Source organism: Pseudomonas sp. SDO5532_S415 (assembly GCF_054071155.1).
In genome coordinates this window covers 1-12,567 of sequence record NZ_JBSVWS010000169.1, presented here as the reverse complement: position 1 = coordinate 12,567, position 12,567 = coordinate 1, and the positions used below count along the sequence as shown (strand labels likewise).

The 12,567-nt window shown below is 59.7% G+C and carries 12 protein-coding genes; 9 read left to right on the top strand and 3 right to left on the bottom strand.

Going from position 1 to position 12,567, the window contains the following annotated elements; all coding sequences use genetic code 11:
* Window positions 1-41 precede the first annotated feature (41 nt).
* The 3 genes from ACW9HW_RS25210 to ACW9HW_RS25200 form a co-directional block, all read right to left on the bottom strand.
* Entirely contained in the window at window positions 42-1,358 is a 1,317-nt protein-coding gene (locus tag ACW9HW_RS25210) for an MFS transporter (protein WP_095193053.1), read from the bottom strand.
* Window positions 1,359-1,659: 301 nt separating this feature from the next.
* Window positions 1,660-2,895 carry an HlyC/CorC family transporter gene (locus ACW9HW_RS25205; protein WP_457402045.1) on the bottom strand — a complete coding sequence of 412 codons (1,236 nt, stop codon included), beginning with the start codon at window positions 2,893-2,895 and terminating at the stop codon, window positions 1,660-1,662.
* Between the two features lie 12 nt (window positions 2,896-2,907).
* Window positions 2,908-3,720, bottom strand: coding sequence for a cytochrome C assembly family protein (locus tag ACW9HW_RS25200; protein WP_457402044.1), 813 nt, complete (start codon window positions 3,718-3,720; stop codon window positions 2,908-2,910).
* Between the two features lie 210 nt (window positions 3,721-3,930).
* Here ACW9HW_RS25200 and ffh point away from each other — a divergent pair, with 210 nt between their 5' ends.
* The 9 genes from ffh (at window position 3,931) to thrC (ending at window position 12,430) form a co-directional block, all read left to right on the top strand.
* On the top strand, window positions 3,931-5,307 hold the full coding sequence (gene ffh, locus ACW9HW_RS25195) for a signal recognition particle protein (protein ID WP_095193056.1): 1,377 nt from the start codon (window positions 3,931-3,933) through the stop codon (window positions 5,305-5,307).
* 249 nt (window positions 5,308-5,556) lie between these two features.
* Window positions 5,557-5,808 carry a 30S ribosomal protein S16 gene (rpsP, locus tag ACW9HW_RS25190; protein WP_003198088.1) on the top strand — a complete coding sequence of 84 codons (252 nt, stop codon included), beginning with the start codon at window positions 5,557-5,559 and terminating at the stop codon, window positions 5,806-5,808.
* Between the two features lie 5 nt (window positions 5,809-5,813).
* The gene (gene rimM, locus ACW9HW_RS25185; protein WP_077046480.1) at window positions 5,814-6,350 is read left to right on the top strand and encodes a ribosome maturation factor RimM; all 537 of its coding nucleotides are present in this window, start codon (window positions 5,814-5,816) and stop codon (window positions 6,348-6,350) included.
* Between the two features lie 2 nt (window positions 6,351-6,352).
* The gene (gene trmD, locus ACW9HW_RS25180; protein ID WP_047532757.1) at window positions 6,353-7,105 is read left to right on the top strand and encodes a tRNA (guanosine(37)-N1)-methyltransferase TrmD; all 753 of its coding nucleotides are present in this window, start codon (window positions 6,353-6,355) and stop codon (window positions 7,103-7,105) included.
* Window positions 7,106-7,150: 45 nt separating this feature from the next.
* Window positions 7,151-7,501, top strand: a complete 351-nt coding sequence (gene rplS, locus ACW9HW_RS25175) for a 50S ribosomal protein L19 (RefSeq protein WP_003175895.1) — start codon at window positions 7,151-7,153, stop codon at window positions 7,499-7,501.
* A 99-nt stretch (window positions 7,502-7,600) separates the two neighbouring features.
* Window positions 7,601-8,497 (top strand): site-specific tyrosine recombinase XerD, encoded by an 897-nt coding sequence (gene xerD / locus ACW9HW_RS25170; protein ID WP_095193057.1) that lies wholly within the window; start codon window positions 7,601-7,603, stop codon window positions 8,495-8,497.
* 249 nt (window positions 8,498-8,746) lie between these two features.
* Window positions 8,747-9,478 (top strand): bifunctional protein-disulfide isomerase/oxidoreductase DsbC, encoded by a 732-nt coding sequence (gene dsbC, locus ACW9HW_RS25165; RefSeq protein ID WP_095193058.1) that lies wholly within the window; start codon window positions 8,747-8,749, stop codon window positions 9,476-9,478.
* A 133-nt stretch (window positions 9,479-9,611) separates the two neighbouring features.
* Window positions 9,612-10,916, top strand: coding sequence for a homoserine dehydrogenase (locus ACW9HW_RS25160; RefSeq protein ID WP_095193059.1), 1,305 nt, complete (start codon window positions 9,612-9,614; stop codon window positions 10,914-10,916).
* A gap of 104 nt (window positions 10,917-11,020) precedes the next feature.
* Entirely contained in the window at window positions 11,021-12,430 is a 1,410-nt protein-coding gene (gene thrC / locus ACW9HW_RS25155; protein WP_095193060.1) for a threonine synthase, read from the top strand.
* Window positions 12,431-12,567: the final 137 nt, after the last annotated feature.

The window sequence follows — 12,567 nt, the reverse complement described above, 5'->3', positions numbered from 1 at the left end:
GCAATCAGTGTGGGAGCGAGCCTGCTCGCGAAGGCAATCTATCAGGCAACCCGATTCAAATCGTTATGCCGCGTTTCCTTCAGGCATAGCACGGCAATCAAACTCAGCACCGCCGCCCCTGACACGTACCCGCCGACATAACTCAAACCACCCATTGCCACCAGTTTCTGCGCGAAGAACGGTGCCGCCGAAGCCCCGACAATCCCGCCCAGGTTATAAGCCGCCGATGCGCCGGTATAACGTACGTGGGTCGGAAACAGCTCCGGCAGCAGCGCGCCCATGGGGGCGAATGTCACGCCCATCAGAAACAGTTCGATGCACAGAAACAGCGCCACGCCCCAGGTCGAACCCTGGGTCAGCAGCGGTTCCATCAGAAACCCGGACAGGACCGCCAGCACGCCACCTATGATCAGTATCGGTTTGCGCCCGTACCGGTCACTGGCCCAGGCCGACAGTGGTGTGGCCGCGGCCATGAACAGGACGGCGAAGCACAGCAGGCCCAGGAAGGTTTCACGGCTGTAGCCGAGTGTCGACACGCCATAGCTCAGGGAGAACACCGTGGAGATATAGAACAGCGCGTAACACACCACCATCGCGCCCGCACCCAGCAGCACCGGCAGCCAGTATTGGCTGAACAGTTCGATCAGCGGGATCTTTACCCGTTCCTGGCGCGCCACGGCGTTGGCGAACACCGGTGTTTCGTGGAGCTTGAGGCGTACATACAGGCCGACCATCACCAGTGCGGCACTGAGCAGGAACGGAATGCGCCAGCCCCACGAGCGGAACTGTTCATCGTCCAGGACCATGGCCAGTGTCAGGAACAGGCCGTTGGCCGCGAGGAAGCCAATGGATGGGCCGAGCTGCGGGAACATGCCGAACCAGGCACGTTTGCCCTTGGGTGCGTTCTCCGTGGCCAGCAACGCCGCGCCGCCCCATTCGCCGCCCAATCCAAGGCCCTGGCCGAAACGCAGTACGCAGAGCAGGATCGGCGCCCAGGCTCCGATGCTGTCGTAACCCGGCAGCACGCCGATCAGCGTGGTGCACACGCCCATCAGCAGCAGGGAGGCCACCAGGGTCGATTTTCGGCCGATGCGGTCGCCAAAGTGACCGAACAGCGCCGAGCCCAGCGGGCGGGCGAGGAAGGCGATGCCGAAGGTGAGGAAGGCCGACAGCATCTGTGCCGTGCCGGAGGTCTGTGGAAAGAACACCGGGCCGATCACCAGCGCCGCGGCGGTGGCGTAGACATAGAAGTCGTAGAACTCGATAGCGGTGCCGATGAAACTTGCCGTGGCTACGCGAGTGGCGGAGTTGGTCGGTTGCGCGGGTGTGGAATCGCTGTAAGTCGTGCTGGTCGTCATGCGGTTATCCCTGACAGTCATGTTGCCCCAGTGGAGCGAATTATTATGGTCGAACACCCAGGGATGTGGGTTTTAAGCGGGGTGCGGGTAGCACAGGGGTAGGGCGGCTTGGGTAAGCGGCTCGATTATAGGAAGGAGGCTAACGAATCAACAAGGGGCTTGGATCGAATGCAGGCCTTTGTGGCGAGGGAGCTTGCTCCCGCTGGGCTACGAAGCAGGCCTGAGTGCGCAAGGCTCAAGTTCTCCGATTTAAAACGTTTGCGGGCGCTACGCGTCCGAGGGAGCAAGCTTCCTCGCCACATCAGATGGCCACAGGCATCGAGCTCGTATGCCAGATCAAAACCCGTGTGACGCGATTCTCTTCGGTCTCAAGGATTTCCAGGCGATAACGGCCGATCTTCAGGCAAACCGCGCTCTCCGGAATGGTTTCCAGCGCTTCGGTCACCAGGCCATTGAGGGTTTTCGGGCCGTCGCTTGGCAGGTGCCAGCCGAGGCTCTTGTTCAGGTCGCGTATCGATGCGGCGCCATCGATCACCAGGCGCCCGTCGGCCTGTGGATGGATATGCGGGTTGTCCAGGCTTTGCTGGCTTTCGAATTCGCCGACGATTTCTTCGAGAATGTCTTCCAGGGTCACGATGCCGAGTACTTCGCCGTATTCGTCGACCACCATGCCCAGGCGTCGCTGCTGCTTGTGGAAGTTCAGCAACTGCAGTTGCAGCGGGGTGCTTTCCGGAACGAAATAAGGTTCGCGACTGGCCGCCAGCAGCGCTTCCAGCGTCAGGCTTCCATCAGGGAGCAAATGGGCGATTTGCCGGGTGTTGAGCACCGCTTCGACCTGGTTGATATCACTGTGGAACACCGGCAGGCGTGTACGCTTGTTATGGCGCAACTGCTCGACGATTTCCTCGATCGGGTCGTCGAGATTGATTCCGTCGACTTCACTGCGCGGTACCAGAATGTCGTTGACCGTGATGTTGTCCAGCGCATGGATGCCCGGCAGCGAATGTGGGCGGCAGACGACGGGTTCATGATCGTCGTGCCGTTCCTTCGGCACCTCGTCTTCGCTCTGTTGCACCACCTTGGCTTTGCGAGCGAACGGACGCATCAGTAACTGGCTGATGGCATTGAGCAGCCAGGCGGCCGGATAGACGATTTTCAACGGCACGGGAAGCAGGGTGTTGCCCAGGGCCAGAATTGCATCCGGATGGCGGACGGCGAGGGCGCGCGGCAGGTAGTCGGCAAACACCAGCACAATGGCACCTGCGCCGAGGCAGGCAACCCACGGACCGTTTTCGGCCCAGGTGAAAATTGCCAGCAAGGTGCAGAGGACGACTACCAGGGTGCGGCACAGGGTATTGCAGAAGATCAGACTATCGAGCGGGAAGTTCAGCCGGGCCAGCGGCTTGTCGCTGGAGCGCGAAGCCGTGCGCTTGGCCAGCAAATGCAGGTGTGCGGATTCGATGGCGGAAAACAGGCCTGACCATAAAATCAGCAGGACCACCACTGCAAGCATCGGCCCTAAGGGCAAGTCGTCCATTAATGCCACCCGTCAAATGTGCAGGATGTATTCACGGACCAGCTTGCTGCCGAAATACGCCAGCATCAGCAGGCAGAAACCGGCGAGGGTCCAGCGAATGGCTTTGTGTCCACGCCAGCCGAGGCGGTTACGGCCCCAGAGCAGCATGCTGAAGACGACCCAGGCCAGGCAGGCGAGCAAGGTTTTGTGTACCAGATGCTGTGCGAACAGGTTATCGACGAACAACCAGCCGGAGATCAACGACATCGACAACAGGGTCCAGCCGGCCCAGAGGAAGCCGAACAGCAGGCTTTCCATGGTCTGCAGTGGCGGGAAGTTCTTGATCAGCCCGGAGGGGTGCTTATGTTTGAGCTGATGGTCCTGAACCAGCAGCAGCAAGGCCTGGAACACCGCAATGGTGAACATGCCGTAGGCGAGAATCGACAGCAGGATGTGGGCAAGGATGCCTGGTTCCTCATCGATCACTTGCACGGTGCCGGCGGGGGCGAACTGGGCCAGCAGCACCGTGATGGCGCCCAGCGGAAATAGCAGCACCAGCAGGTTCTCCACCGGGATCCGTGAGCAGGCCAGCAGGGTCAAGGCGATGACCGCTGCGGCGATCAGGCTCGAAGCGCTGAAAAAGTCCAGGGCCAGACCGATCGGGGTCAACAGATGGGCGAGCAGGCTGGCGCCGTGGGCCAGCACGGCGAGTACGCCAAGCGTAACCAGCAGGCGTTTGTTGGCCTTGGCGCAGGTAGCCAGGCGAGTGCCCTGATAGAGAGTCGCAGCGGCATATAAGCAGGCGGCGGCGAGGGTGGTCAGCAAACTGGGTGACAAGGGGAGCATAAGTCCTGTTAGGCAAGCCCGAAAGTCGCTGAGTTTGGCATAGAACCCCCGCGCCACGAAAGACCAGACAAGCTGACGGCGAGGTGTCCGCCAAGCGCAGTCTTCGCTATAATCCGCGACCTGCCCACGCCGCAGGCTCGCCGAGCACATGTTTAGTCCGGTTCGGGCCGCCATTATCCCGGTCTACACAGGGCCTGAAAGGATCGCGCAATGTTTGAAAACTTAACCGACCGTCTCTCGCAGACGCTGCGCCATGTCACCGGCAAGGCCAAGCTGACCGAGGACAACATCAAAGACACCCTGCGCGAAGTGCGCATGGCGTTGCTCGAGGCTGACGTCGCCCTGCCGGTGGTGAAGGACTTCGTCAATTCGGTCAAGGAACGCGCCGTCGGCACCGAAGTGTCGCGCAGCCTGACGCCGGGCCAGGCCTTCGTGAAAATCGTCCAGGCCGAACTCGAAAGCCTGATGGGCGCGGCCAACGAAGACCTGAACCTGAGCGCCGTTCCGCCTGCCGTCATCCTGATGGCTGGTTTGCAGGGTGCTGGTAAAACCACTACCGCCGGCAAACTTGCGCGCTTCCTTAAAGAACGCAAGAAGAAGTCGGTCATGGTCGTGTCCGCAGACGTTTACCGTCCGGCGGCGATCAAGCAGCTCGAAACCCTGGCCAGCGACATCGGCGTGACCTTCTTCCCGTCCGACCTGAGCCAGAAACCGGTCGACATCGCCCAGGCGGCTATTAAGGAAGCAAAACTCAAATTCATCGACGTGGTCATCGTCGATACTGCCGGTCGCCTGCACATCGATGAAGAGATGATGGGCGAGATCAAGGCCCTGCACGCCGCGATCAACCCGGTCGAAACCCTGTTCGTGGTCGACGCCATGACCGGCCAGGACGCCGCCAACACGGCCAAGGCCTTCGGTGATGCGTTGCCGCTGACCGGTGTGATCCTGACCAAGGTCGACGGCGATGCCCGCGGCGGTGCTGCCCTGTCGGTGCGTGCCATTACCGGCAAGCCGATCAAGTTCATCGGTATGGGCGAGAAGAGCGAAGCGCTCGACCCGTTCCATCCTGAGCGTATCGCTTCGCGCATCCTCGGCATGGGCGACGTGCTCAGTCTGATCGAGCAGGCGGAAGCGACCCTCGACAAGGACAAGGCCGACAAGCTGGCCAAGAAGCTGAAGAAGGGCAAGGGCTTCGATCTCGAAGACTTCCGCGATCAACTGCAACAAATGAAGAACATGGGCGGCCTCGGCGGTCTCATGGACAAGCTGCCGAACATGGGCGGTGTGAACCTGGCGCAGATGGGCAACGCCCAGAGTGCGGCAGAGAAACAGTTCAAACAGATGGAAGCCATCATCAACTCCATGACCCCGGCCGAGCGCCGCGACCCTGAACTGATCAGCGGTTCGCGCAAGCGTCGTATCGCCATGGGCTCCGGCACTCAGGTGCAGGACATCGGTCGCTTGATCAAGCAGCACAAGCAGATGCAGAAGATGATGAAGAAGTTCTCCGCCAAAGGCGGGATGGCCAAAATGATGCGCGGCATGGGCGGTATGTTGCCCGGCGGTGGTATGCCAAAGATGTAAAGAATCCGCGCAAGGGCTTGCTCTTGCGCAACCCACACGGAAGTGGGATCTCCAGCAAACCCGCACTTGGCGGGAGCTGATCGGCCGTTTTCAACGACGGCTCTATAGCAAATCTGCATGGCGGCCGGTAGGTCGCCGGAAAAAGTCATTTGCAAAAGTCCGGATATTCCTTAGAATATGCGGCCTTTCGGGCACCCATGCCCGCTGTGCCTTTAGATTTGCAGCACCGACTACAGGAACGATGTTCACATGCTAACAATCCGTCTTGCCCTTGGCGGCTCCAAAAAGCGCCCGTTTTACCACCTGACCGTAACCGACAGCCGCAACCCGCGCGACGGTTCGCACAAGGAACAGGTTGGTTTCTTCAACCCTGTTGCTCGTGGTCAGGAAGTTCGTCTGTCCGTGAACCAAGAGCGCGTAGCCTACTGGCTGAGCGTTGGTGCACAACCTTCTGAGCGCGTTGCTCAGTTGTTGAAGGAATCTGCCAAGGCTGCGGCCTGAGCAATATGAACGCGACGCCAGCTGTTGCTGATGATTTGATCGTTATCGGCAAGATTTACTCTGTTCACGGCGTTCGCGGCGAAGTGAAGGTGTATTCCTTTACTGATCCGATCAAAAACCTGCTGGATTACAAAACCTGGACGCTCAAGCGTGACGGCAATGTAAAGCAGGTAGAGCTGGTCAGCGGACGCGGGAATGACAAGTTCCTGGTCGCAAAGCTCAAGGGTCTCGATGATCGTGAAGAAGCTCGTCTTCTGGCCGGTTATGAGATCTGCGTGCCGCGCAACCTGTTCCCTGAACTGACCGACGGCGAGTACTACTGGTACCAGCTGGAAGGTCTCAAGGTTATCGACACCCTCGGGCAACTGTTCGGGAAAATCGATCACCTGCTGGAGACCGGCTCGAACGATGTAATGGTGGTCAAGCCTTGCGCTGGCAGCCTAGATGATCGCGAACGCCTGTTGCCCTATACCGAGCAATGCGTGTTGGCCGTCGACCTGGTCGCAGGCGAGATGAAGGTGGATTGGGATGCGGACTTCTAAGCGTGGCTAACTTGCGCGTAGAAGTGATCAGTTTGTTTCCCGAGATGTTCTCCGCCATCAGCGAGTACGGCATCACCAGTCGTGCGGTGAAACAGGGGCTCTTGCAGCTCACCTGTTGGAATCCGCGAGACTACACGACGGATCGACATCACACTGTGGATGATCGCCCATTTGGCGGTGGTCCGGGCATGGTGATGAAGATCAAGCCCCTGGAAGATGCTCTGGTTCAGGCCAAGGCAGCCGCCGGGGAGGGTGCGAAGGTGATCTACCTGTCGCCCCAAGGCCGTCAACTGACTCAGTCGGCGGTACGCGAGTTGGCGAATCTGGATGCATTGATCCTGATTGCCGGCCGCTACGAAGGCATTGACGAGCGTTTTATTGAAGCTCATGTCGATGAAGAGTGGTCGATTGGCGACTATGTACTGTCTGGCGGCGAGCTGCCGGCGATGGTCCTGATCGATGCGGTTACACGACTGCTGCCTGGAGCTTTAGGGCATGCGGACTCCGCCGAGGAAGATTCCTTTACGGATGGTTTGCTGGATTGCCCGCACTACACCCGACCGGAGGTGTATGCGGATCAGCGTGTTCCCGACGTATTGCTAAGTGGCAATCACGCGCACATCCGGCGTTGGCGTTTACAGCAGTCCCTTGGTCGGACCTATGAACGACGCGCCGATCTTCTGGAAAGCCGCTCGCTTTCTGGAGAAGAGAAGAAGCTGCTCGAGGAATACATCCGCGAGCGGGACGATAGTTAACAACGTATCGATGGTAGATCCGACGATTTACCTTAGGAGCACAGCATGACTAACAAAATCATCCTTGCACTCGAAGCAGAGCAGATGACCAAAGAGATCCCTACCTTTGCCCCGGGCGACACCATTGTCGTTCAGGTGAAAGTGAAGGAAGGCGACCGTTCGCGTCTGCAAGCGTTCGAAGGTGTTGTTATCGCCAAGCGTAACCGCGGCGTAAACAGTGCATTCACCGTTCGTAAAATCTCCAACGGTGTTGGCGTAGAGCGTACTTTCCAGACCTACAGCCCGCAAATCGACAGCATGGCTGTCAAGCGTCGCGGTGACGTACGTAAAGCCAAGCTGTACTACCTGCGTGACCTGTCGGGTAAAGCAGCTCGCATCAAGGAAAAACTGGCTTAAGTCCAGCTTCCGATGCAGAAAAAAGCAGCCTACGGGCTGCTTTTTTGTTGCCCGCGATTTATCTTTCTTGGCCGTATTGCCGGTCTTGCCTGAGCCTTTATGCCTGCCATTGATCATCCACTGATAGACCAATTCCTTGATGCCCTGTGGTTGGAAAAAGGTCTTTCCGATAACACCCGCGATGCCTATCGCAGTGACCTCGCGCTGTTCAACGGCTGGTTGCAGGAAAAGGGCCTGGAACTGGCCAACGCTGGCCGGGAGTTGATCCTCGATCATTTGGCCTGGCGCGTGGAGCAAAACTACAAGCCCCGTTCGACCGCGCGATTTCTCTCGGGCGTGCGGGGCTTCTATCGCTATTTGTTGCGGGAAAAGCTGATCGCCATTGATCCGACCCTTCGCGTCGATATGCCGCAGCTTGGCAGGCCGTTGCCCAAATCCTTGTCGGAAGCGGATGTCGAGGCCTTGCTGGCGGCACCTGATTTAAGCGAGGCAATCGGTCAGCGTGATCGGGCCATGCTCGAGGTGTTGTACGCCTGCGGCCTGCGGGTGACGGAGCTGATCAGTCTGACACTGGAGCAGGTCAACCTGCGCCAGGGCGTGCTGCGCGTGATGGGCAAAGGCAGCAAGGAGCGGTTGGTGCCGATGGGCGAGGAGGCGATTGTCTGGGTCGAGCGTTACCTGCGCGATGGCCGTGGCGAGTTGCTCGGCGGCCGTCCCAGTGATGTGCTGTTTCCCAGCCAGCGCGGCGAGCAGATGACCCGCCAGACGTTCTGGCACCGGATCAAGCATCAGGCCAAGGTGGCGGGGATCGGCAAGTCCCTGTCGCCGCACACCTTGCGCCATGCGTTCGCCACGCACCTGCTCAACCATGGCGCCGACTTGCGGGTTGTGCAGATGTTGCTGGGGCACAGTGACCTGTCGACCACGCAGATCTACACCCACGTCGCCCGGGCGCGCTTGCAAGACCTGCACGCCAAACACCATCCCCGAGGCTGATCCTGTTCACTGTGGGAGCGAGCCTGCTCGCGAATACGGCGGCACATTCAGCATTGATGTCGCGCATAGACTGATTTCGCGAGCAGGCTCGCTCCCACAGAAGTGCCTTGCTAATGCCTTGTATCACCCGCATTCGGCCCCACGGGCCTTATGTGGTAGGCTTTGCCGGTTTGCACGATGGGCGGTTATGACCCGGTGTTTCGGTACCGGCGTTCTGGTCGTCCCATTTGTCCGCCTTCAGGAGTTCTCATGCGTCTGACCCAGATTTTCACCGCCGCAGCCATTGCATTGGTCAGCACCTTTGCCGTCGCCGATGACGCGGCCGACAAAGCCATCCGTAAAAGCCTGGAAAACCTCCAGCTCGAAGTGCCGGTAGAAACCATCACCGCCAGTCCGCTGCCGGGCCTGTACGAAGTCAAACTCAAGGGCAGCCGCGTGCTGTACGCCAGCGCCGACGGCCAGTATGTGGTCCAGGGCTACATGTTCCAGCTCAAGGACGGCAAGCCGGTCAACCTGACCGAGAAGACCGAACGCCTGGGCATCTCCAAGCTGATCAACGAGATTCCGGTCGCTGAAACCGTGGTCTACCCGGCCATCGGCGAAACCAAATCGCACATCACCGTGTTCACCGACACCACCTGCCCGTATTGCCACAAACTGCACGCCGAAGTGCCCGAGCTGAACAAGCGCGGCATCGAAGTACGTTATGTGGCGTTCCCGCGCCAGGGCCTGGGTTCGCCGGGTGACGAGCAATTGCAAGCGGTGTGGTGCTCGAAAGACAAGAAAGCGGCCATGGACAAGATGGTCGACGGCAAGGAAATCAAGGCCGCCAAGTGCGATAACCCGGTTTCCAAGCAGTTCGCCCTCGGCCAGTCGATCGGCGTGAACGGCACACCGGCCATCGTTTTGGCTGACGGTCAGGTCATTCCGGGCTACCAGCCTGCGCCACAAGTCGCCAAACTGGCGTTGGGCGCGAAGTAAAATTCGCATCGTCACGGCAAGCCTTGACGATCATGGTCCGGCAGCGACATCGCCGGGCCATTAATAGAGAGCCGCGAACCTGCGGCTGTTTTCACGGCCGGCCTCGAGTCGGCCGTTTTATGGGGAGTTCACAGTGAAACCGGTCAAAGTAGGCATCTGTGGGTTAGGGACCGTCGGTGGCGGTACCTTCAACGTACTTCAGCGTAACGCCGAGGAAATTGCTCGTCGTGCCGGGCGTGGGATCGAAGTGGCGCAAATTGCCATTCGCACGCCAAAGCCTCAGTTCCAAACGACCGGTATTGCGATTACCAACGATGTCTTCGATGTGGCCACGAACCCTGAGATCGACATCGTCATAGAGCTGATGGGCGGCTACACCGTTGCCCGCGAGCTGGTACTCAAGGCCATCGAGAATGGCAAGCATGTGGTCACCGCGAACAAGGCGCTTATCGCTGTTCACGGTAATGAAATTTTCGCCAAGGCTCGCGAGAAGGGCGTGATCGTTGCGTTCGAAGCGGCCGTGGCCGGTGGCATTCCGGTGATCAAGGCGATCCGTGAAGGCCTGTCCGCCAACCGCATCAACTGGGTCGCCGGCATCATCAACGGCACCGGCAACTTCATTCTCACGGAGATGCGTGAGAAGGGCCGGACCTTTGAAGACGTGCTGGCTGAAGCCCAGGCTTTGGGTTACGCCGAAGCCGATCCGACCTTCGATGTCGAAGGCATCGATGCGGCGCACAAGCTGACGATCCTGGCGTCCATCGCGTTCGGTATCCCGTTGCAGTTTGACAAGGCCTACACCGAAGGCATCACCAAGCTGACCACCGCTGACGTGAACTACGCCGAAGCCCTGGGCTATCGCATCAAGCACCTGGGCGTGGCGCGCAGCACCGCGACCGGTATCGAGTTGCGCGTGCACCCGACGCTGATTCCGGCCGATCGCCTGATCGCCAACGTCAACGGCGTGATGAACGCGGTGATGGTCAACGGCGACGCCGCCGGTTCGACCCTGTTCTACGGCGCCGGCGCCGGCATGGAGCCGACTGCTTCGTCGGTGATCGCCGATCTGGTGGACGTGGTTCGCGCCATGACCTCCGACCCGGAAAACCGCGTACCGCATCTGGCTTTCCAGCCGGATTCGTTGTCGGCTCACCCGATCCTGCCGATCGAAGCCTGTGAAAGCGCCTATTACCTGCGCATTCAGGCCAAGGATCATCCGGGCGTACTGGCCCAGGTGGCGAGCATCCTGTCCGAGCGCGGGATCAACATCGAATCGATCATGCAGAAGGAAGTCGAGGAGCACGACGGCCTGGTGCCGATGATCCTGCTGACCCACCGCGTGCTGGAGCAGCATATCAACGATGCCATCCAGGCACTGGAGGCTCTTCAGGGCGTGGTTGGGCCGGTAGTCCGGATTCGCGTCGAACATTTGAATTAACACAGCTGCAAGCCGCAAGCTGCAAGCTGCAAGTAAAAGCCAAGCTGCTTTTAACTTGTAGCTTGTAGCTTGTAGCTTGAAGCCCAAACCGAAGGTTTGCCCCCATGCGCTATATCAGCACCCGCGGCCAGGCACCGGCCCTGAATTTCGAAGACGTCCTGCTGGCCGGTCTGGCCACCGACGGCGGTTTGTACGTCCCGGAAAACCTGCCACGTTTCACCCAGGAAGAAATCGCTTCCTGGGCCGGTCTGCCGTATCACGAGCTGGCTTTCCGTGTCATGCGCCCGTTCGTTACCGGCAGCATCCCTGATGCCGATTTCAAAAAGATCCTTGAAGAAACCTATGGCGTGTTCGCCCACAGCGCCGTGGCGCCGCTGCGTCAGCTGAACGGCAACGAATGGGTGCTGGAGTTGTTCCACGGCCCGACCCTGGCGTTCAAGGACTTCGCCCTGCAACTGCTCGGTCGTCTGCTCGACTACGTGCTGGAAAAGCGCGGCGAGCGCGTGGTGATCGTCGGCGCCACGTCCGGTGACACTGGTTCGGCCGCCATCGAAGGCTGCAAGCACTGCGAAAACGTCGACATCTTCATCCTGCACCCGCACAACCGCGTTTCCGAAGTACAGCGTCGGCAGATGACCACCATTTTCGGTGAGAACATCCACAACATCGCCATCGAAGGCAATTTCGATGACTGCCAGGAAATGGTCAAGGCGAGCTTCGCCGACCAGGGCTTCCTCAAGGGCACCCGCCTGGTGGCGGTGAACTCGATCAACTGGGCGCGGATCATGGCCCAGATCGTTTACTACTTCCACGCAGCCCTGCAACTGGGTGGCCCGGCGCGTTCGGTGTCGTTCTCGGTGCCGACCGGCAACTTCGGCGACATCTTCGCCGGTTACCTGGCGCGCAACATGGGCCTGCCGATCAACCAGTTGATCGTCGCCACCAACCGCAACGACATCCTGCACCGCTTCATGAGCGGCAATCAGTACGTCAAGGAAACCCTGCACGCCACCCTGTCGCCGTCCATGGACATCATGGTGTCGTCGAACTTCGAGCGTCTGCTGTTCGACTTGCACGGTCGCAACGGCGCGGCGATTGCCGGGCTGATGGACAGCTTCAAGCAGGGCGGAGGCTTCAGCGTCGAACAGGAGCGCTGGACCGAAGCACGCAAACTGTTCGACTCGCTGGCCGTGGATGATGCGCAAACCTGCGAAACCATCGCCGAAGTCTACGAGCAGACCGGGGAAGTGCTGGACCCGCACACCGCCATCGGCGTCAAGGCCGCACGCGAATGCCGCCGCAGCCTGGATATCCCGATGGTGATCCTCGGCACGGCCCATCCGGTCAAGTTCCCGGATGCGGTGGAAAAAGCCGGTGTAGGAAAAGCGCTGGAGCTGCCTGTGCATCTTTCCGATCTGTTTGAGCGAGACGAGCGTTGCACCGTGTTGCCGAACGACCTGAAAGCCGTGCAGACCTTTGTCAGCCAGCACGGTAATCGCGGCAAGCCGCTGTAACTAGTAAAGCTGTCACACATTGAAGCCCGTCTCCTGACGGGCTTTTTTTCATGCCTCACCCGGCAAGCTGTGGCGAGGGAGCTTGCTCCCGTTGGACTGCGGCAGCAGTCCTCTTTTGGGGCCGCTTCGCAGCCCAA